At 72.0% G+C, this 22,412-nt stretch carries 11 protein-coding genes; 1 reads left to right on the forward strand and 10 read right to left on the reverse strand.

Going from position 1 to position 22,412, the window contains the following annotated elements; all coding sequences use genetic code 11:
* Positions 1-101: 101 nt before the first annotated feature.
* From OV090_RS09460 to OV090_RS09490, 7 genes are all read right to left on the reverse strand, one after another.
* Positions 102-1,721: a sigma-70 family RNA polymerase sigma factor gene (locus OV090_RS09460; protein ID WP_267703227.1), complete on the reverse strand. Its 1,620-nt coding sequence runs from the start codon at positions 1,719-1,721 to the stop codon at positions 102-104.
* A 161-nt stretch (positions 1,722-1,882) separates the two neighbouring features.
* The gene (locus OV090_RS09465) at positions 1,883-2,215 is read right to left on the reverse strand and encodes a hypothetical protein (RefSeq protein ID WP_267703228.1); all 333 of its coding nucleotides are present in this window, start codon (positions 2,213-2,215) and stop codon (positions 1,883-1,885) included.
* A gap of 987 nt (positions 2,216-3,202) precedes the next feature.
* Positions 3,203-4,714, reverse strand: a complete 1,512-nt coding sequence (locus OV090_RS09470; protein WP_267703230.1) for a hypothetical protein — start codon at positions 4,712-4,714, stop codon at positions 3,203-3,205.
* A 2-nt stretch (positions 4,715-4,716) separates the two neighbouring features.
* Entirely contained in the window at positions 4,717-8,223 is a 3,507-nt protein-coding gene (locus tag OV090_RS09475; protein WP_267703231.1) for a hypothetical protein, read from the reverse strand.
* Position 8,224: 1 nt separating this feature from the next.
* Entirely contained in the window at positions 8,225-9,937 is a 1,713-nt protein-coding gene (locus tag OV090_RS09480; RefSeq protein WP_267703232.1) for an AAA family ATPase, read from the reverse strand.
* Positions 9,937-11,067, reverse strand: a complete 1,131-nt coding sequence (locus tag OV090_RS09485) for a hypothetical protein (protein ID WP_267703233.1) — start codon at positions 11,065-11,067, stop codon at positions 9,937-9,939. Before OV090_RS09485 ends, OV090_RS09480 begins: the two co-directional genes overlap by 1 nt.
* Positions 11,068-11,075: 8 nt before the next feature.
* On the reverse strand, positions 11,076-11,486 hold the full coding sequence (locus OV090_RS09490; RefSeq protein ID WP_267703234.1) for a hypothetical protein: 411 nt from the start codon (positions 11,484-11,486) through the stop codon (positions 11,076-11,078).
* Positions 11,487-11,858: 372 nt separating this feature from the next.
* Between OV090_RS09490 and OV090_RS09495 the strand changes: the two genes are divergently transcribed.
* On the forward strand, positions 11,859-12,563 hold the full coding sequence (locus OV090_RS09495) for a hypothetical protein (protein WP_267703235.1): 705 nt from the start codon (positions 11,859-11,861) through the stop codon (positions 12,561-12,563).
* A gap of 104 nt (positions 12,564-12,667) precedes the next feature.
* Here OV090_RS09495 and OV090_RS09500 read toward each other — a convergent pair whose 3' ends face one another.
* The 3 genes from OV090_RS09500 to OV090_RS09510 all read right to left on the reverse strand — a co-directional run bounded on the left by OV090_RS09500 (position 12,668) and on the right by OV090_RS09510 (position 22,026).
* Positions 12,668-13,603, reverse strand: coding sequence for a thioesterase domain-containing protein (locus tag OV090_RS09500; protein ID WP_267703236.1), 936 nt, complete (start codon positions 13,601-13,603; stop codon positions 12,668-12,670).
* 18 nt (positions 13,604-13,621) lie between these two features.
* Entirely contained in the window at positions 13,622-17,107 is a 3,486-nt protein-coding gene (locus tag OV090_RS09505; protein WP_267703237.1) for an amino acid adenylation domain-containing protein, read from the reverse strand.
* A 242-nt stretch (positions 17,108-17,349) separates the two neighbouring features.
* Positions 17,350-22,026 carry a type I polyketide synthase gene (locus tag OV090_RS09510; protein ID WP_267703238.1) on the reverse strand — a complete coding sequence of 1,559 codons (4,677 nt, stop codon included), beginning with the start codon at positions 22,024-22,026 and terminating at the stop codon, positions 17,350-17,352.
* Between the last annotated feature and the right edge of the window lie 386 nt (positions 22,027-22,412).

Here is a 22,412-nt window from a genome sequence, read left to right on the forward strand (position 1 = left end):
GATTCAAAGAATCGCAGCACCCATCATGGCAGCCCGCAAGCGCAGCGAGGCCGGCTCCCAGCCGGCGCCTGCCCGGGGCATCACCCGGGCCCGCCAGCGACCTACTCGCCGCGCTTCATCCCCGGCAACGGCTGTTTCGAGTCCGCCGCCACCGTCCCGCAGCCCGCCCCGGAGAACGTGATCACGAACCCGTCGCTGCCGCTGCCCCTGCTGCCGACATTGCCGTCATCCCGCACGCGTCCGAAGCACAGGCCGGCATCGACGGTGATCGGGCGCAGTTCGTCGGCCGCGAGGTGCAGGCGCGGCGCGTCGGCCGGCGGCACCTCGAGCTCGCACGGCATCATCGCCACCTCGATGTCCTCGCTGCACCGATTGTGCAGCTCGACGCGGACCGTCTCACCGATCAGCTCGTCCGCGATCGACTCGGCGGTGCGATAGCACTCGCGCTCGCCGCACCGCCGCAAGCGCCCCCCGTCCCGCATCAGCCTCAGCCCGAACCCGCCGTTGGCCAGCCCGAACTGCCGCCCTTCCCCGAACACGGCATCCACCACCCCGTCCCGCCCCGCCCGCAGGCGCAGCCGGACCACCCGTCGCTCGCCCGCCTCCAGCGCGATCGGCCACGAGCCCGGCCCCTCGACCCGCGTCAGCCCCTCGAGCTCGACCCAGCCAATCCCGCCGTCCATCGCTATCGCCTCGTCGCCCGCGTACGCGATCTCCACGACCACCTCGTCGCCCTGCAGCAGATACCGCATCCGCCAGCGCCACGTCCCCCGCCCTCTCGACGACGAGCCGCTGGGGCCGCCGATCCACGCCTCGCCCACTCCCGCGCCGGCGAAGAGATCATCGGCGAAAGCGCCGGCGCGGTCGGCCGCTCGCCCGTCGGCGAAGCCGTCATTCACGAGCGCGCCGTCGTTGTCGGCCGCTCGCGCGTCGCCGAAGCCGCCATTCACGAGAGCGCCGGTCCCGGCGGGATCGACCTCTCGCGCCGGAACCCCGGCCATCCTCGACGCCGGCTCCGCTCCCACCCCGGCCGCCGCACCTCGACTCTCACTCTCGTCATTCGCCACACACCCGCGCACTGCCCACATTCCGCCGGCGCTCGCAGTCAGCACCCCGAACAGCGCCAGCGGGGTCGTGAGCGCCAGGCTGCCGCGCTGCGACGATTCGCCGAACAGCGGCAGCCACAGCCACGCGCCCCGCCGTTCACCCCGCCGCCGCGCCATCGTCCGCTCGAAGCCGGCCTTGGCGACCCGCAGCCGCGCGTACACGGTGCTCAGATTGACCCCGAGCTCGGCCGCGATCTCCGTCCCCCGCAGCCCCTCGATCTCGGACAGCACGAACACCGCCCAGCGGTCCGGATCGAGCTCGCCCAGGAACGCCTGCAGATCGGCCAGCGCCTCCTGCCGCGACGACCAGCTCTCCGGGTCGAGCCCCGGCGCCGGCAGCTCCGCCTCCTCGAGCGCCCCCGGAGCCCGCTGGGCGCGCTCGCGGTGCCGCCGCGCGATCTTGCGCGCCACCCCGGCCATCCACTGCCGCAGCGAGAAGCGCCGGTCATAGGCCCCGATCCGCCGCACCAGCACCTCGAACACGTCCTGGACCGCGTCGTCGAGCCCCGCCTCCGGCACCCCGAGGCCGCGCAGGCGCCCGCGCAGGTACGCCTCGTGGCAGGCACAGGCTTCGCTCAGGAGGTCGATCGGGCGGCTCCGCGGGGTCGTGGTCATGCAGGCTCCTCGCACCCCTCCTTGCAGGCAGGCCGCCCGGATCGTAACGCGAAATGCAGGGCAGGACCGCGCGAATCCGCGCGATGCCCCCGGAGCTCTCGCCGCCCGTCGCGTCGATGGCTCGCTACCATTCGCTCGCCGTCACGAGCCGGCCCCTCCGACTATTCGTCGCAGGCGCAGCCCGGCGGCGTTTGGCACACCTTGTCGCGCGCGATGCAAGTATTGCCGCAGGCCTTGCCCTTGTGACACATGCGGCAGCACGAGCTGGCCGGCGACGCGTCCGGCGTCGGCTCCGACGCCGGCGGAGTCGGCTGTTCCACGCGGATGTGGGTCTCCGTGGTGGTGCTCCGGCTCTCGACGGTCGACGACGATTCGCCGCGCTCGACGGTCGGCGGAGGAGGTCCCCGCGGCGGCTCGGGCTCCCGCTCGACGACCGGCTCGGGCGGCGTGGTCGCGCCGGTCCTCGCGGAGCCGCAGCCCAGCAATCCGGTCACCACGATTGTAGTGAGGACACGCATGGACCGGCGGCGCGGCCCGGGTTCTGTCGGAGGCGCGGGATCGATACATTGCATGGCCATGCTGAGCCGGTGCATCGCCGCCTTATCACTCGCCGCGCGCGCCGGCGTCAACACCGGTCGGATGCGCCGCTGCGCTTGACGCATCGAACCTCACCTGCGCCGCCATGTCCCACGAGCCTCGCTTTCAGCATCACGGTGAACGGGCCGAGACCCGCGAGCAGTGGGCCGCGCGTCAGCGAGCCCCGCACGCCCGGACGCAAGGATCAGCCCCCTCTCCGGCAGTCGCGCCGAGCCGGCCATCACCACCTGAATCCCCGCGGAACAAGCCCGCCTCCCGGCGACCACGCCGATGGCTCCGCGGCCTCGGTGCCGCATTCCTGCTCGCCGGCGGGGTCGCCACGCTCGCGGCATTCGGCTCGTCCTCGTCGTCTTCGCCCGCCCCGCATACCGACAATCGCGCCGCTCATGAATCGCCTCATCGCAGCCCGGGCCTCGACAATCCCGCCCCGCCCGTCAACCTTCCGCCGCCCGCCGAAAAGCCCGACGTTTGGGGCGGGCTCACCGCTCGCCGGGCCTGGGCCGACAATCCGTCCATCGCGCCGCAGCCCGACGGATGGTGGTGCTTCTGCTACAAGACGCAGACCGGCGCCGACCACACCGCCTGTCGCCGTCTCGCCGGCGAATGCACGGAGTTGCTGAGCAAGGTCCAGACGCAGGGCTCCGGGTCGATCCTGCGTGGATCCGCGACTCCGGCCTCGTGCCAGCACGTGAGCGGCGATTTCCCCTGGCTGCGCCTCGACCACCGAGGCGCCTGGGCCGCATCGGAGTACCCGGGGGCGACCCAGGCATACAAAGTCTGCGCGCTGGCGAACCCGAATCGCAGCTCGAGCGATTGATCTTCGTTCGCCCCGCGGGCGCTCCGCCTCTGGCTCGCATGAGCCGACGAACCCAGGGCTCACGACACTACCGGACGCTGCGGAGCAGCCCCAGCGCCAGCGAGACCAGGGCGAGCGCCAGACACACCATCCCGACCGCATCCCTACCCTGCCGCATGGCGGCCACGGCCTCCTCGATCTGCTCCGGCGTCAGCAACGGCTGACCCCCCTCGACGTCCGCCGGGCTCTCCCGCACCTGCTCACAGGAGCCGGTCGCCAGCACGTTCGCCGCCCACACGATCGAGCCCATCAAGGCATACATGGCGGACGGATCGGCCGCCCCATCGAGGATGGCCGCCGCCTGCTCGATGACGACCCTGTCCCCCCAACATTGTATGGTCGGCTCATTGGCAAACCCCGCCCAGGAGAACGGGCCTTGCCTCAGCATGATCGCTGACGGCTCTTCCAGAGACCCACTCGAGCTTCCCGTCGATTTCGCTATGACCAGCGTCTCGCCCTCGCGGCGGACGACGCTGGCATCACCAAGATCCGCGACGACCCTCGGCATTTGCAAATCGCGGCGGCCCATCTCCGCCAGGAAGTCGCCATCCTTCCCCAACTCCGTGAGCAGCTCGACGAGTGAGCCGTCCTGCAGCTCGAATCGCAACTCGACCGGCACATCGCGGCGACGCAGCCGCGTCTTCCCGAACCCCGCGGATAGCACCGCCCCCTGCGCGAGGTTATCGCACCGCCCCCTGAGCCGCAGCACGCGCTGACCGGATTCGGAGACGTCCCCCTCACTACGCTTGAGATGACAGCCCCCGACGATCGTCTCGTCCCGCGACCACAACTTCCCGTCGACCCCCTCGTCCATGCGGCCCAGCACCACCGCCGAGACCTCGATCGTCTCCCCGTCCGAATCGACCATCGCCGGCCCGAGCCGCAGGATCGTGCCTTCCTTTTCGATGTCGCCTTCCGCGTGCCGGCACGTGGCGACCTCGCGGGCGTCGAGCGTCCGCTTCATGATGTCCCACGGGTCGGGATCCGCGATCCGCGGCCCCGGATCGAGGACCACGCTCGTCAGTTGATACGCCCGCGCCGCGAGCTCGACGAGGCTGAGCTCGATCGACACCCGCTCGGCCGGCGACACGTCGGACCGCGCGCAGTGGCTGCCCCGCGAAAAGCGATCGGCTGCGGCGGCCACGATCGCCTGCGCCAGGCCCTCCCGCGACGTATCGCGCACGTGACAGAGCACCGCCTCGACCCACCGATCCGTCGCCTCCTGCCGGGAGATCGCCGCCCACGGCGACGACGGTGGCTCGCACGGCGGCTCGCGCCCCGGAGTCGCCTCGCCGACGCGCAGCTGGACGAACGGCGGCAGCAGCAATCCGAAGCCGAGGATCGTCAACACTGGCGTCGCCAGCGCCCACGCCAGCGAACGTCCCCCGAGACGGCGATGTGCGAGGCGCCGCTCGTCCTCGGTCAACGGCCCGGAGAAGCGCCGCGGCCAGTACAAGAGCACCGCGGCGAACGCGATCACCACGAGCGCGATCCACAACAACGAAGCAGCGGTCCCGGCGATCACGGCGAGAAAAATCATCGCTACCTCAAGATCTGCAGCAAGCGGCCGTCGGCCAGCGCTTGCTCGACGTCGTGCGAGTGAAAAGTCGTGGCGATCACCGCCAGACCGCCCGTCGTCATCTCGAAGATGCGCTCGATCTGGTCGCGCCGGCGGCAGAACGCGGCGAACACGTCGTCCGGATCCCAGTCCGCGCGGTCGACCCATACGCCCGAGCCCGCCAGGCGCCCACCTTCGATCATCGTGAATTCGTCGGGGCTGTAGATCATCACGCCGCCCACGCGGATCCCCGCGCCCTCCAGCGAGGCGAGCCAGGCCTGCAGCGCGCGCTCGTCCTCGTGCTGGAAGTCGGACACATACACGACCGCGCCGCTCTCCGGCAGCTCCGCGGGCCACGGCGTCGCGTCGCGCACCGGTGGTTGACGCAGTCGCAACAGCAGGCTCTGCTCGGCCTCCTCGTGGCCCGGGCTCAAGCGTTGCGGCGGCACGATCTCCGTCTCCCCGGCGATCCCGACCGCGGACATCGCCACCTCGCCGCCGATCCGCCACGCCGAGGCGGCGATGTGCATACCGATCTGCCCCGCGCACCGGCCCTTGCTGCGCTCGCCGCTCCCCGGCATCCGCATCGACGCGCCGAGGTTGAGCAAGATCCCCGTCGTCGGCGCCGCCTCCTCGATGCGCAACGCCACGCGCGGCAGCACCTGCGTGCCCTGCAGCTGACGCACGAGCAAGTCGCTGAGCACGGCCGCGCCGGCGCGATCGCCGGGCTCGATCGGCCGATAGCCTCCGAAGGCGCCCGTGCGCGGCCACGTGGTCGCCCGGCCGTCCCAGTCGCCCCCCGCGGCGACGACGGCCTCGGGCGGATCGTAGCGCCGCTGCACGATTTGCTCCGCCTGCCGCAATCGGCGCTCCGCCGCCCGGCCGCGCGTGCGACGAATCGCCCGACGACCCCACGCGACCAAAAATACGCATGCGAGCAATCCGAGCCCCAAGGTCCGCGTGCGCACGCGCGGCTGAATGTCCGCAGCACCGGCGAGCAACAATCGGCCGCCCGAGTAACGCGCGAGCTGCTCCAGCGCCTGGACGGCCGCCATGCGACTGCTCGTGCCCTCGACCTTGACGGGCGGGCAGGCAACCACGACTGCCTCGTCGGTCCCGAGAGGTCTCAGCGGTTCGCACTCGGCGAATTTCTCGAGCTCGACCGCCGGCAGGGCGTAGGTGTAGAGACCGCGCTCGCTCGAGAAGTCGACCAACGGCGCGTCGATGCTGCCGATCTGCTTCGTGTGCACCTTCAGCGCACGGAGCCCCTGCGCCCCCACGGCGTCGCGTGTGACGGTGATCCACAGCGCGCCGTCCGTCTGTTGCTTCACGCCGACGATCTTGCCGTGCACCTCGGCGATGAACGCCTCGGTATTTTTATAGAGATCCTCGATCAGGTCCATGCCGCCGAGGACATGCTTTCGGGTGCTGACGCCCGCACGCCAGGACTCACCGCTCGACTCGTCCTCGAACGGCGAGTAGCTCATGAGCAGCAGATGCCCCCGCCCGACCATCGCCCCCACGGCCAGCGGGCGCTCGACGAGGCCTCCGTCAGTGGTCGTGGCCGCCAGCTCGACGGCCATGTCCCGTACTCGCAGAGCACGGGTCGGCGGCTGCTGCCACCAGTTGAAGCGAATCGGCGCCTCGGTCGGCACCTCGTCGCTCGCCGTGCCCGGGTGCGGGAAGCGCGAGAACACCTCCGAGGTCCGCTGCCACGCAGCTCGCGTCTGCGCGGCGAGGCTGAGTTGCGAAGCGCCACGGGACTGGCTCGCCTGGATATCGAAGAGGGCAGGCATCCTCCTCGTGAAAGAACATTCCTGCGGCGGGTGCGGCCGCGCATCCAATGTGATCTCAGAGGAGAGACGCATCGAGGGATCGGCGACGACATCAGGCCATCCAGGGGGATCCATCTCGCCCGGGTGATCCTTCCACGCCGTCGACAAGGAAGACCCATAAGGATCTTCGATTCCTATCATATGAATCGATATAGGCAGCGACTTTATCGACCTGAGCGGAGGATCCTCGCGCGGGTCGTGGGTGAAGATGACGAGATGCTCGTTCTCCCAGACATCGCTTCGCGCCTTGCGCTCGCGCATGTACTCCGAGACCGCAAACCGCGGGCTGCTGTGCTCGATCCGCTTGCAATCGGCGCTATCCGGGCACGAGACCTGACGAGTTGTGTCACGTCCCAGGTGACGCACACGCGCGGCTGCCTTGTCGCTCGGCAAGCAGTCACCTGTGCCCATGGGTCCGCGGATAAACTGTGTCTCCCTGCAGATCTCAGCAGCCAGCGTCTTCTGCGCTTCGATCGAAGGTTCCAACCGTCGAGAGACGTTCGGCTCGGCGCAGCCGATGACGGCCGTGGGGCTCTTGTCGAGACCCTTCTCGAACTCCTCGTCGAACATGAACGTCAGCCGGGGCGTCCGATCGAAGATGACGTCCTGGGCCTCAGGCATTCGCTGGATCGGCAGCTTGCAGTTCGAGAAGAACTCGCCTTCGGGTTGCGCGACGACCACCGTCGCGCCTCGCCGGAGCAACATCTCTGCCACCTCGCAGCTCTCCGGCCTGCGCGGGCGGTCGAGCACCAGCATCGACGCGTCCTTCGTCAGCGCGTCCGTCTCCATCACGACGCTGGCGACTTCGAGCCCGGCCGACTTCGTGAGCCCGGTGCGGATCCCCAGACAGTCGGCGGGGCTCTGCGAACACGCCCCGCTACCCGCCTCGCCCGCCTCGATCTCCTTGACGAAGGCTTCGTCGCTGGAAGCGAATACCACCCCGGCGGTCACGATCTGCACGTAGGCCGTCACCGCCTCGTCGGGCCGCTCGCTCGGCCAGCAGCGCAGGCGGTGAAACCGCACCTTTTCTCTCTCTGTTTCCTCATCTTGGTGATCGATGAGCAGATCGAGTCGCGGATCGGAAGCGACCGGCTCGTCGTCGATTTGGCACTGCATCGATCCCTGCGCGCCTGGCAGCTTGGGATAGATCTTGTCGGTGTACGATCGTGGAATGGGAGTCGTCGCCGAAAACCACTCCTCAACGTCTTCGTCTGCGGCGCGCGCAAGTCGGATCTCCTCCGTCGTCGGGAGAACCCCCTCGGCGAGCTTCACATCGACGGCCACGCGGGCGCGAACTGCGAGCTCGACCAGATCGCCGAGCGCGATGGGGGCCACCAGATCGCGGGGCTCGACCGTCACTTCGACGCGGCCACGCGGGCGCAGCATCCACGTCCAGCGGTCGAGCGCGGCCCGCAGGCGCTCTTCCAGCGGCGCCGCATTCTCGGCACCGGCAGCCAGCCTCTCTTCACACAAGGCGCGCGGCACGGCGAACGACGCGTCGGCGGCCGTCACCAGCATCGCCACGCACGCCGCCCACGACAGCGCCAGCGACAACGTCCGCGGCGTCGTCTTGCGGCGTCGCCACGCCATCGCCGTCACGATGGCCGCCGCCGTCGCGGCCAGCGTCACGACTGCCAGCGCCAGCCAGTACGCCAATTCACCAGCTCCCCGGTCGCGCCGCGTTCGGTGCGTTCTTCGGGTTCGCCGGCGATCGCAGCACCGACGCCACCGCCTCCTCGACCACCTGCCGCCCCACCTGGGCCCGCTCCTGCCCCGCGGGGTTGGCGGCGCTGCCGATCGCCTGATACGTCCGCTCGTACAGCTCGCCGACCTGCTTGACCAGGTGGACGTCGACCAGCGTCTGGCCCGGGCGCAACGCCCGGATGAGCGCCCAGAAGCCGTGCATGGCGATCTGCTGCACATCGCCCGGCGTCGCGTAGGGCTGCAGCACCCCGTCGACAGTGTTGACCCAAATCCGTACGTGCTCGGCCGTCGGCAGCAGCGTATTGCGGTAGTGTGGATAGCCGCGCACCAGCGTCGCCACGAACACGCGGGCGTGGACGTAGTCGGCCACGATCTCCGCCAGCTGCGGCTCCGCCAGCTGCGTCGGCGCGAAGGCGTGGACCGCAGGCGAGGCCGTCGGCGCCGCCTTCGCTCGCGCGTCGTGACCGAGGCTGGCCGCGAAGCCCGGCGTCCGCGTGATGCGCTGCACGATGTTGAGGATCAGCCGGTCGCGCCGGATCCCGAGGTTCGGGTTGGCGCCCTCGTTGAACTTCTCGCGGACCTTGTGGCTCAGCACGTGGACCGCTGTCTCTTCGAGGTGGATCGGCGCCACGCTCGTCGCCCCTTGCGTGGCCGCGCGGGCCATCGCGCAGCCGATCCAATCGGTCACCGCGCGCGCGTCGGGCCCGAAGTCGATCAACGTCGCCAGCTCGCGCATGTCACGGGCGAGCGAATCGCTCGCCGCCATCAGCCGCGTCAAATGAGAGCGCGTCGCGCGGGTGAGGAAGAAGCGGCCCTTCGAGTCGGCCCCCGGGTCGCCCCACAGGCACAGCGTCGCCCCGGCCGCGAGGTAGCGGATCTCCTGCGACACCGCGGGCGCGCCCGATTGAGTGTAGGCGCGCGCGAAGTCCTGGATCTTCGACGGCATGATGCCGTGGACCAGCACCTCGATGTCGGGCTGCGACACGCGGAACGAGCGGGTGATCCGCGCCTGCAGCGGCGGGCTGAGCTTCTTGGCCGTGACGTCGTAGCCGGGCGGGTTGGCGGTGGCGACCACCACGATCGGCACGTAGTAATCCTGGCCGCGGCGCACGATCTTCCGCTCCTCGAGCAGCGCGAGCAGGCTGTCGAGGAAGCCGTCGCCGAAGCGGTTGATCTCGTCGAGGAACAGCACCATCCAGTCGCGGTTGGTCCATAGCTGCGTCGGGTCGTCGATCCCCGCGCCGCGCGGGATCCCCGGCCAATCCGGAAAACCCTCGCGCGGCACCGAGCCGCTCTCCTCGAGCGGGCGCAACGCCAGCGCCTTGAGCAGCTTGACCTGCGCGCCGTCGTCGACGATGAGCATGTCCTCGCTCAGCGCGTCGCGCGGGATCTCCCGGTTGCCTTGCAGGAAGCGCGAGCCGCCGATGATCCCCTGGGCCTTGGCCAGCTTGATCGCCTGCTCCGCACAATAGCTCTTGCCGCACCCACGCGGCCCGGTGACGAGGACCGACCGCCGCAGGCGGATGTTCTCGAGGATCGCCTGCGTCAGAGCGTCGCCGGTCATCATCAGCGCCGGGTCGTCCTCCTCGTCGAGCAGCGGCGTAGCCTTGTCGCCGGCGCGCTCCGCCTTGCCGAGCCCGAAGTATTGCAGCACGCGCGAGCGCATCAGGGACCTCCGACGATTTCATCGATCTGCTGCGGCGAGAGTTCAGGACAGGCTCGAGCCAGCGCGTCCTTGTTCCTTGCGCCGCCGCCTTTGCTCGCCTTGATCTGCTTTTTGCAGGCAGGGGACTGCGGCTCCGGCTTGGGCGATGTCCCCGCCTCCTTGAGCGCTCTCATGCCCTCCGAATCACCGACCCCGCGCTTCTCGAGCGCCCCGTGGATCTTCTCGATCACGGCCGCGCCCTGGCGCACCAGCTTGATGTTCTTCTTGAACTTGGGCGCCGACAGCTTGCCGGTCTTCGTCGTCGACATCGCCAGCGCCACGGATACCTGCAAGATGTTCTCGAACGTGAGGTCGCCGTCGATCAGCAGCGCTGCGAGCACCGCCTCGACCAGCGCCGGCGACAGACCGAGGAGGGGCCCCAGCGTCGCCGCGGCCAGGCCGAGCAGGGCTTTCTGAACCAGCGGATTGTCGAGCCCGAACTCTCGCATCAGCTCGGAGAAACCGGACGGCGCTGGCGCCTTTCCGGCCTGCACCTCGGCGATGCCGGCGGCCTTTTCGAGCGTCTTCTTCGTCTTCGGCGGCAACGCGGCGACCGCCGCCGGATCGAACCCGAGCGCGCCGAGGTCGCGGTGCGGCACCTCGATGCCGCGCTCTTCCGCGGCCTTCAGCGCCCGGCCGAGGGTCTCGAGCGTCTTCGCAGTCTCCTCGGCCGCCTGCGCCTCGCGCAGCGCCTCCGGCGAGCCGGCCGTCGCCTGCGCCTCTCGTGCGCTCGATCGCAATTCTTCGGAGGCCGTCTGCATCGTCAGCTCCGGCCGCAGGTCGGCCAGCGACAGCGCGATCCAGGCCGGCAAGATCAGGCAGGCGATCAGAAGACCCCAGCGCAGGACCACCGGGAGAAAACCGGTCGAGCGCCGCCTGGCCAGGCCGATGGCGAAGGCCGCCGCCACCAGCCCGCCGAGGATCAGCGCCGGCCAGCCGCCCGCCCACACCGAATCCACGTCGGCGCCAAAGAGCTCGGCCCGCCACAGCACGAGCCACACGAAGCACAGCACGAAGGCCAGATCGGCGACGAAGCCGAACCGGCTGCCTTCCTGGGCTGATTTATCGAAGGGGTTGGTCTGCTCGGCCATGCTGATACCTATTCACCGGACGTCACGTTTACGATGCTCATACCGGCCAACTCGATGTTGTTGCACCTCGACGCACCCTTCTCCTGAATCTCGGCCTTCGCGCGGTCCTGAGAGTCGGAGTCGAGGCTGATCCAACCGCTGATCGGCGAAACGAACTCTTGCCCGATCCGGAACGGCAGCTGTGGAAGTGAGCTCGCCGGAGCTCCCGTGTCCGGCACGATGTCCAGCATCACGACCACGCCCGCGAGCTCTGCGGACGAGACGCTGTGGGCGCCCCCGCTCGAGCCGCAGGAAGAATCATGACACTTCACCGAGGCGGCGATCTCGACCACGCAAGGCTCGCCGATCTCTACCCGCCACGCGTCGCCCACGGCGGCGCCGCGGCTCTCGAGCGCCTGAACCAGCAGGCCCGGCGCCACGCAAACGAGGATCCACGCCGCCCGCGTCCGCCTTCTCGCGCGCCACCTCGACGCGGCGCCGATCTCGCCGTACTGGCGCCGCGATGTCGTCACGACACTCCGCCTTTCGCAGGAGAACATCGGACGTGCTCTCCCACGCCGCGCGGTATACCATCGTCCGGGGTGAGTCGCGGATTTATTTCGCCGGCGGACCGTAGCGACGCACCGGATCCGCCTCCAGCCGCCACTACAGATCCGCCGTGCCGCGGCGAGGAGACGATGACCTTCGGTCCTGAACGACACAGAGAGGACGGGCCCCACGCCTCGCGGCGCCTATGGCGCGAGGGCAGCATCCCGGGGCTCGCGGAGCCGCGAGAGCCCGCCGTAGCGTTCGTGCCGATCCCGCCGGTGTCGGTGCGAACGAACTCGGCTTCGGGCTCGAAGTTCCGGCCAGGCCGGCTCGTGGGTACGCTGTTCATGATCGGGGTCTTCGGGGCTACTGCGTATGTGGCGGGAGCCGCCCGACCCGGTCTGTTCGTGACCGAGGTGGTGACCGTGCAAAATCACACGAGTCTGCCGGACCCGCCTTCACCTGCACCGCCCGTGGAGGTCGCACCCCGACCGCCGATCGACCCGCCGCAACCGCGGACCGGCGACGTCGTCATCCCTGCCCCTCTCCCGCAGCCGGCCGCCCCGACCGCCACGCCGAGTCCTCCTGCCGCTCTGAAGAAATCCACGCGCCGCACCCCCCGAAAAAAATCTCGGCCCCTACCTGCAATCGACGTCGAGCGAGTCAGCGGCACCCACGGCCTCGGCACGATCGACATTCGTGTGGCCGTCGATCCGCTGCGCCCGCAGCTCCGGCAGTGCCACGCGAGCGCCCTCGATCACGGCCTCCTCGCCACCGTACAGGTCACCGCCAAGCTGACCGTCCGCGGCGCCGCGGTCGAATCCGTCGCGCCGGTCACCTCGCCCCCTTCGTCGAACTTGTGGCGCTGCATCCGAGGTGTTCTGCAACAGGCCACCTTCAAGACGGCGCCGCAGTACGCCGAGGTGACCATCGAGCTGCGCCTCGGTCCCCCGAATCGCCATGAATAGCTCGATGCCTGCGCCGCACTACGATCACCCGTTCGCCACGCACCCACCATCCCACGATTCGCAGCCGGCCGCGACCTCGCCACCGGCCGCGAATCGTCTGATCCTCACCGCAGGAACTCGCCCATGCGGCGTGCGATGAGTCCGCTGTCGGGTTCGCTGCCGCTGAACATCGCCGCCGAGTCGGCATCGAGCGGGTGATACTTGACCTGCTCGGGCGGCGTGCTGCGCAGCGCGCACGTGTACGACGTATTGAGGTCGAGCTCGATCTCGCCGCGGTCGGGTTTGCCGACCACGATCACCTCGATCTCGCCCTGGAACGTGCGGGCCGGCTTGTAGCCGAGCATCGCTCGCAGGCCCGCCTCGTACATCTTCATGCGGTGCATGAACAGGTGCTCCTCTGCCGGGCTCTTGAGGAAGCCTGCCTCGCGCATGAAGGCCGTCACGAACGAGTAGCGGTCCGGCTCGGGCAGCGCCCGGATCTGGTCCATCGGCAGCACCACGTGGATCCCCAGCATGCGCTCGAAGATGAAGAGGTGGTCCTCGATCGCGCGCAGCTGCAGCGCGTCGGTGCCGGGCAGGCAGGCCCACGGGCGCAGGAACACCGGCATCACGTTGAGCAGCAGCGCCACCTCCTCACCCTGGGCTTGCAGCTGGCAGGCCACCTCGTACGACGGCAGGCCGCCCATGCAGAAGCCGCCGATGTAATACGGCCCGTGCGGCTGGATCGCGCGGATGTGGCGGAGGTTGTACGCCGCGATCTCCTCGACCGAGCCGAACGGCTCGCGCTCCTCGTCGAAGCCCGGGGCCTGGCAGCCGTACAGCGACACCGACTCCGGCAGGTGCGGCGCCAGGTAGCGGAAGTACGACGCCCCGCCGTCGGTCGCCGGGAAGAAGAACAGCGACGGCCCGCCGGGCGCCCCTTTCTTGAACTGCACGATGTTGGAGGGCACCTCGGCCGCGGCGCGCGCGGTCGTCTGCTCGCGGTTCTTGATCAGCGCGCGCAGCAGGTCCTGTTTGGTGTTCGACAATGACTGGTCCATGCTCGTCTCTTTTCGTCCTCACGCATCGAGGCGCGCGAGCAGCTCGTGCGCCTCCTCCTCGCGCAGCCCGGCGAGCATCGCCGTCAGCGCATCGAGATCTCCGCTCGCGGCCGCGGCCCGCAGCCGCGCCAGCTTGATGGCGCTCGCCAGGCCTGCGACCGTCGGCGCCTGAAACAGTGCGGTCATCGTCAGCGCGACCTCGTGGCGCTGCTTGACCGCGAACAACAGGCGCGCAGCCAGCAGCGAGTGCCCGCCGAGCGCGAAGAAGTCGTCGTCGCGGCCGGGCGCGCGGCCCGGCAGCAGCTCCGCGAACAGCTCCGCCACCGCCGCCTCGATCGCGTCCGCCGGCGGCGCGTAGCGGACCTCCGACTCGACCTGGGCGATCCGTGCAGTCAGCAGCGCCTGGCGGTGCAGCTTGCCGTTCGGCGTGCGCGGCAGCTCCGGCAGCACCACCACCCGCGCCGGCAGCATGTACGCGGGCAGGCTGCGGCGCAGCGACTCGAGCAGCTCGGCGGTCCGCACCACCTGACCGCTCGCAGCGCACACGAACGCCACCAGCTGTCGCTCCCCGTCGGGCCCCGGGCGGGCCGCCACCGCCGCCTCGCGCACCGCAGGGTGGCGCGAGAGCGCGTGCTCGATCTCCCCGATCTCGATGCGGTGGCCGCGGATCTTCACCTGATCGTCGAGGCGCCCGAGGAACTCGAGCTGACCGTCGTCGCGCAGGCGCACCAGGTCGCCGGTGCGGTAGCAGCGGATCGGCGCAGGCAACAGCCCCGCGGGGTTGTGGTCGACGAAGCGCGCCGCGGTCAACTCCGGGCGGCCGAGGTAGCCGGCGGCCACGCCCTCGCCGGCGATCCACAGCTCGCCCGGCGCGCCCGGCCCGAGCGGCTGGCCCTCGGGGTCGAGCACGAACACCTGAGTGTTCTCGATCGGTCGGCCGAGAGTGATCGGCTCGCCCGGCCTCAGGCGGGCGCGCGTCGACCAGATGGTCGTCTCGGTCGGCCCGTACATGTTCCACAGCTCGGCGCAATGTGACGCCAGCCAGTCGACGAGCCCGCGCGGCGGGTGCTCCCCGCCGCACAGCGCCCGCAGCTCGCGGTCGCCTCGCCACCCGGACGCCACCAGCAGCGACCACGTCGCCGGCGTCGCCTGCATCACGGTGACCGCCTCCGCGGCCAGCAGCGCCTGCAGCTGCGCCCCGTCGGCCAGCGCCGCCGTGTCGGCCAGCACCAGCCGGGCCCCGTGCGTCAGCGGCAGGAACAGCTCGAGCGCCGCGATATCGAAGCCCCAGGTCGTGACCGACAGCAGCACGTCGTCGCCGGCGATCCCCGGCCCGCGCGCCATCGCCGACAGGCAGCTGACCAGGTTGCGGTGGCGGACCACCACTCCTTTCGGCGTGCCCGTCGAGCCCGAGGTGTAAAGCACGTACGCGGGGTCCTCGGGGCCGCTGTGATGATTCGCGGGCTCCGCGACCGCGACGATGGATTCATGACCATGCCGATCCGCGGGATCGAGGCATTCATGATGCTCCGGAGATTCACGCCCATGGCGATTCGTGCCGCTCGATTCGTGTCCGTGTCGATTCGACGCACCCGAGGAGAGCGCCTCGATCGTCACGCTCCGCGACGAGCCCGGCACCGCCCGCGTCTCGACGTCTCGAATGACCAGCGTCGCCCCGCTGTCCTCGATCATGAAGCGCAGCCTGTCCTCCGGGAACGCGGGGTCGAGCGGCAGATAAGCCGCCCCGGCCGCGAGCACCCCGAGCAGCGCCCCCAGCAGCTCCGCCGAGCGCTCGCCGAGCACCGCCACGATCTGCCCCGGGCCGACCCCGCGCTCGCGCAGCCCCGCCGCGATCGCCTCGACCCTGGCCGCGAGCTCGCGATAGCGCCACGTCCGCCCCGCATGCGTCACTGCCGGCGCCTCCGGCGTGCGCGCGGCCTGCTCGCGGATCAGCGCCGACAACGTCGATTCGCGGGGGAACGGCGCCGCGGTGCGGTTGTAGGCCAGCACCACCTCGCGCGCGCGCAGCTCGTCGAGCATCGGCGCCGCCTCGATCGCCGCCACCGGCGCGGCCGCCAGGCCCGCCGCCAGCTGCACGAACGCCTCGACGAAGCGGCTGGCGAACGCCGCCTCGAACAGGTCCGTCGTGTACGTCAGCGTCCCGCGGGTGCCGCCCGGGCCGGTGACGAACTGGCACTCGAGGTCGAAGGTCGCGACCTCCGGATCGAACGGCCACGCCTCCACGACCGCGCCCGGCAGCGCCGGCGGCTCGGCGGGCCCTTGCGCGCCGAAGAACACCGAGAACAGCGGCGTGCGGGCCGGGTCGCGCGGCTGTCCCGACAGCTCGACCAGCCGCTCGAAGCCCACGTCCTTGTGGGCGAACGCCTCGCGGCAGCAGGCGTCGACGCGGCGCAACAGCTCGCGGAACGACAGCCCGCGCGCCACCTCGACGCGCAACACCACGGTGCTGACCAGGCAGCCGATCAGCCCCTCGATCCCGCGGTCGTCGCGGTTCGCGTGCGGCGTGCCGACCACCAGATCGCGCGTCCGGCACAGCCGCTGCAGCGTCACCAGGAACACTGCCAGCAGCGCCGCGAAGCGGGTCACGCCGGCGTCGGCCGCCGCCCGCTGCAGCGCGTGCTCGACCTCGCCGGGCAGGTTGAACCCGAGCTGGCGCCCGCGGTAGCTCTGCAGCGGCGGCCGCGGCCGCTCTTGCGGCAGCTCGACCACCGGCAGCTCGGCCAGCCGCGCGCGCCAGAACTCGAGCGAATCCGCGGCCGCGTGGACCCGCCGCTCCCACGCCACGAAGTCCGCGTGGCCGAGCGCCGGCGCCGGCCCCCTCGCCTCCGCGCCCGCGAGCTCGGCGGCGTACAGCGGCCCGAGCTCGGCGGCCAGCAGCGCCAGCGAAGCCCCGTCGATCACCAGGTGGTGGAACGCCAGCACGAAGATCGCTCGCTCCGCCCCGCAGGCGATCAGGCACGCGCGCACCGGCGGCTCCCGATCGAGCGCGAACGGCCGGCACAGCGCATCGCGGGCCGCCTCGGCGATCGCCGCGTCGTCGGCGGTAGAATCCAGGCTCAGCCTCATCAGCAGGGGCGACCACGCGGGCAGCACGAGCTGCACCGGGTAACCGTCGAGCTCCGCGAAGGTCGCCCGCAGCGCCTCGTGCCGGGCCACCACCAGCGCCAGCGCCCGCGCCAGCGCGTCGGCCTCGACCGGCCCGCGCAGCGCATACGCCTGAGTCACCAGATAAGCCGGCCGCGTGCTGTCGAAGCGCGTCAGAAACCACAACCTGCGCTGCACGCTCGACATCGGCGTGGCAGCCCGCCCGGCCAGCAGCGCCAGCACCTCGGCCTTGGCGGCGCGCAGCGCCTCGCGGTCAGCGGGCGTCACCACCCCCGGCTCGGCGCGCAGCCGCAGCTGCTCGCCCTCGGCCCACAGCCGGACCCCGCGCTCCACCAATCCACCGACCAGCATCGCCGCGCTCACGGCCTCGCGCGCCATCGATTCACCGCTCAGCCTCGCCAAGCTCCCAGGCCTTCCGTCCTCGCGCTCCACCGATTCACCGCTCCGAATCGCTGTGCTCACTGGCTTCTCTCCCTCCAACGATGCACCGCTCCGAATCACCGTACTCGCAGGCCTCTCTCCGCCCCCACGCTCCAGCGATTCCCCGCCCGACATCACCGCGCTCGCAGACCTCTCTCCGACCTCACGCGCCACCGATTCATCGCTCCGCCTCGTCGCGCTCACAGCCCCTCCTCCTCCATCGCCGCCGCCAGCTCGCCCGCCGACGCCACTCGCCCGCGGCCCTGCGCCGCCAGCTCCGCGAGCGCCAGCGCCAGCGCGGCCACGCTGCGGTCCTCGAGGAACAAGGGCGCCGGCGCCTCGACCCGCAGCGCCTCGCGCACTCGATTGCCCAGCCGCATCGCCCCCAGCGAGTCGAGCCCCAGCCGCCGCAGCGACAGCGTCGGCGACAGCGCCCCCGGGGCCAGCGCCAGCAGCTCGCCTGCCACCCGCTGCACGAACTGCTCGATCCGCGGCGCCGACGGCTCTCTCGCCAGCGCCTCCGCCAGCGCCACCAGCTCGGACTGCCCCGACGCCTCCGCGCGCGCCGGCCCGACATCGGTCTCACCGCCCGCCAGCGCCGCGGGCCACAGCCGCCGGCGCTGGAACGGGTAGGTCGGCAGCGACACGATCGACCCCGCGCGCGGCAACACTGCCGGCCACGCGACCGCCAGCCCGCGCTGGTACAGCCGCGCCAGCACCTCGAGCAGGTGCGCCCGGCCGCCGCCGCGGCGCAGCGACGACAGCACCCGCGCCGGCGCCCCGTGCTCGGCGATCGTCTGCTCGCACGCGTGCGCCAGCACCGGGTGCGGGCCGACCTCGAGCAGCACGTCCACGCCGTCGTCGAGCAGCGCGCGCGTCTGCTCGTGGAAGCGCACCGGCTCGAGCGCGTGGCGCAGCCAGTAGTCGGCGTCCATCTCGGCGCCGTCGATCCGGCGCCCGAGCAGGGTCGAGTAGATCGGGATGTGCCCGCGCTGCGGCGCGACGCCGGCGAGGTCGTGGGCGAGCGCGCCCGCGATCGGGCGCGACAGCGCGCAGTGGATCGGGAACGGCAGACCGGTGAGGCGCGCGAACGCCCCGGTCGCCTGGAACTCGCCCACGATCGCAGTCAGCGCCGCGGCCTCGCCGGCCAGCAGGAAGCTGCGCGGGCCGTTGCGGGCCGCCACGCTGACGCGCCCGGCGTGGCGGGCCAGCGCGAGTTCGAGCGCCGCCGGCGTCGCGTCGACCAGCGCCATCGTCCCGCGCCCCGCGAGCGAGCCGATGAGGCGGCTGCGGCGGGAGATCAGGCGCGCCGCGTCGTCGAGGGTCAGCGCCCCGGCCACGTGCGCCGCCGCGACCTCGCCCATGCTGTGACCGACGACCGCCGCCGGCTCGACCCCGTAGGCCGCCCACGTGCGCGCCAGCGCCACCTGCACCGCGAACAGCAGCGGCTGCACGCGCGCCGCGTCCTCCGGCGCCTCGCCGCGGGCCAGCGCCTCCGCCACCGAGAAGCCGGCGTGGCGCCCGATCGCCGCGTCGCAGGCGTACAGCGCCCGGCGAAACGCCGGCTCGCCCGCCAGCAGCTCGCGGCCCATGCCCGCCCACGCCCCGCCCTGCCCAGGGAACACCAGAGCCACCCGCGGCGAGCGCAGGGCCGGCCCGCCCGCGTCGGCCCCGCTCGCCAGCGCGCCCGCCAGGCGCTCGCGCAGCCCATCCGTCGTCTCGGCGACCACCGCGACCCGGTGCGCCAGGTGCTCGCGCCCCAGCGCCGCCGTGTGGCACAGGTCGTCCAGGCCCGGCGCCGCCGGCTCCGTCAGCGCCGCCACCAACCCGGCCACCCGCTCGCGCAGCGCCTCGCGGGTGTGCGCCGAGACCGGCAACAGCCGCAGCCCCGCCGCCTCGTCACCCGGCTCCTCGAAAACCCGGACCGCGCCCCGACGCCGCGCCGCCGCGCCCTCGACCGGCACCAGCCGCGGCCCCGCGACTGCCTCTCGCGCCTCCACCGGCACCAGCCGCGTCCCCGCGACTGCCTCTTGCGCCTCCACCGGCACCAGCCGCGGCCCCGCGACTGCCTCTCGCGCCTCCACCGGCAGCCGCCCTGCCTCCTCGCCCGGCCCGTCGATCGCGGCGATCCGCACCCCGAGCGTCCACAACGCCGCCGCCGCCGCCGCCAGCTCGCCCGCCCCCGGCCCCTCGCGGCGCATCGACGCGATCGCGTGCCCCTCGCGCCCCGCGTGCGCCAGGCACTGCTGCAGCGCCGGCGCCAGCACCGGGTGCGGACCTGCCTCGAGGAACAGGTCGGCCCCGCCGCGCACCAGCCCGTCGATCGCCGCCGCGAACGCCACCGGCGCCCGCAGGTTGCGGGCCCAGTAGCTCGCGCCGAGCGCGCGGCCGTCGATCGCCGCCCCGGTGACCGTCGACACCAGCGGCACCTGCGTCGGCATGGCGACGATGCCCCCCAGCCCGGCCACCAGCTCGTCGAGCAGCGGCTCGACCTGCGGTCCGTGGGCCGCGTAGGCCGCCTCGACCAGCGCGCACGGGATCTCCGCCTTCCGGCACTCTTCCGCCAGCCGCTCGAGCGCCGCGCGAGCGCCCGACACCACGGTCGCCTGCGGGCTGTTGTGGGCCGCGATCGTGACCCCCGCGGACTCGACGATCTGCGCCGCCACCTCGGCCGCGGGCCGCTCGATCAGCATCACCCCGCCGAGCCCGGCGATCCGCCGCGTCAACCGCCCGCGCAGGCAGATCACGCGCACCGCATCGGCGAGGTCGAGCGCGCCGGCCACGTGGGCCGCCGCCACCTCGCCCGCGCTGTGACCGACGATCGCCGCCGGCACCACGCCGTGCGCCCGCCAGGCCGCCGCGATCGCCACCTGCACCGCGAACAGCAGCGGCTGCACCACGTCCGCCTCACGCAGCCGCGACGCCTGCTGCGGCGCCCACAGCTCGTCCAGCAGCGACCACCCCACCTGCGCCGCGACCTCGCGCTCGCACGCCAGCAGCACCGCCCGCGCCGCCGGCGAGCTCGCCGAGAGCGCGCGACCCATCCCGAGCCACTGCCCGCCCTGCCCCGAGAACACCAGCACCGGCCGCCGCGACGCGGCCACTCCGGTCACCAGCCCCGGCGCCGCCTCGCCGCGCCCGAACGCCGCCAGGCCGTCGCGCAGCGCAGCCCCGCGCCCCGCGATCGCCAGCCGAAACGGCCCACCGCTCGGCTGCGCGGACACCTCGCTCGGGTCTTCGACCGCCAGCCGCGCCGCCGCCTCGACCGCCAGCGCCCGCAGCTCTGCCTCGCTGCCGGCTGCCAGCGCCACGATCGACTCCGGCCGCGGCGCCGCCTCGAGCACCGCGTGCGCATTGGTCCCGCCGAACCCGAACGAGCTCACCCCGGCGCGCGCCGGCCCCTCGCGCGTGGGCCACGGCTCGCCGCGGTCTTGCACCGCCAGCTTCAGCGCCGCGAAGTCGATGTCCGGGTTGCCTGTCCGAAAGTGCAGGTTCGCCGGCAGCGCCGCGTGGTGCAGCGCCAGCGCCGTCTTCATCAGCCCGGCGATCCCCGCGGCGGCCTCGGTGTGGCCGATGTTCGTCTTGATCGAGCCGATCCGCAGCGGCCGCGCGCGTCCCGGCCCGTACACCGCTGCCAGCGCCGACGCCTCGATCGGGTCGCCGAGCCGCGTCCCGGTCCCGTGGGCCTCCACGTAATCGATCGACGCCGGCTCCACCCCGGCGCGCGCGCACGCGGCCGCCAGCACCGCCCGCTGCGCCCGCGGGCTCGGGGCGGTCAGCCCGTTGCTGCGCCCGTCGTTGTTGACCGCGCTGCCGCGCACGAGCCCGTAGATCCGCCGCCCCGCCGCCAGCGCCCGCGCGAGCGGCTCCAGCACCACCAGCCCCGCCCCCTCGGCGCGCACGTAGCCGTCGCCGGCCGCATCGAAGCTGCGGCAGCGCCCCGTCGGGCTGCGCGCCCCGAACCTCGCCATCTGCACCATGCTGTCGGGCGCCAGGATCAGGTTGACCCCGCCCGCCAGCGCCAGAGTCGACTCGCCACGGCGCAGGCTCTCGCACGCCAGATGCACCGCCACCAGCGACGCCGAGCACGCAGTGTCGACCGCCATGCTCGGCCCCTCGAGCCCGAGCGCGTACGAAACCCGATTGGCGATGACCGCGTGGCTCAGGCCCGTCGCGGTGTGCTGCTCGATCGCAGTCAGCCCCGCGCGCGCCAGCAGCAGCGCGAAGTCGTACCACAGCGCCCCGACGAACACCCCCGTCGGCGAACCGACCCGCGAGCCCGGAGCCACTCCCGCGTCCTCGAGCGCCTCCCAGGCCAGCTCGAGCACCACCCGCTGCTGCGGATCGCAGACCGCAGCCTCGCGCGGCGACATGCCGAAGAACAGCGGGTCGAACCCATCCACCTCGGCGAGGAAACCGCCCTCGCGGGCAGTGCTCTCGCCGGTCGCCGCCTCGAGCCGCGCCAGCGCCTCGAGGTCGAGGCGGTGCGGCGGGATCGGTGCGATCGCGTCGACCTCGTCGCTCAACAATCGCCACAGCGCGGCCGGCGAGCTCGTCCCGCCGGGGAAGCGGCACGCCAGGCCGACGATCGCCACCGGTTCGTCGCTCGCCGCCACGCGCATCGCCTGGGCCTCCGGCCGCGCCTCGCCGGCCAGGTGCGCCGCCAGCTCGACGACGCTCGGGTGCTCCCACAGCGCAGTCAATGGCACGGAACGGCCGATCCACGCCGCCAGCCGCGCCACCAGCACCGCCGCCGCCGCCGAATCGAGCCCGTGGCTGCGAAAGCTCGCCCGCGCGTCGATCCGCCGCGACGGCGCCCCGAGGATCTCCGCGACCGCGCCCGTCAACCACCGCCGCACCTCGTCAGCCGATCGCACCGACCACCTCCCGAACAATCACAGCAGCGCCGTCCATCACGGATACGCCGATCCGATCGACGCAAGGATTCACGCAGCGAGGAATCGCGCCGATCGCTCTCGCCCCGCCGGGCCGACCCTGCGGCCCGCGCCCTGATCGATCTACGCGGCCCCGCGCGCGAGGACCATCGGACTTCGATCGGTCCTGCCGCCCGCGGCCCGACCCTGACGTCGCACGGGACCCGGCCCTGCCGTGGCCCCGCAAACGATCGCTGAAGGGCCTGAAGAGCTCTCTGACAAATTGACTCATGCGATGAACCGTCGGCGCCGTCGCGTCATTCTGGCGAGAGGAGGACGACGCCGGCGCAGACGTGCGCCGGCGGCCTCGATGAAGTGCTCGCCGGTCG

This window comes from Nannocystis sp. RBIL2 (genome assembly GCF_026626745.1).
Lineage (GTDB): Bacteria > Myxococcota_A > Polyangia > Nannocystales > Nannocystaceae > Nannocystis.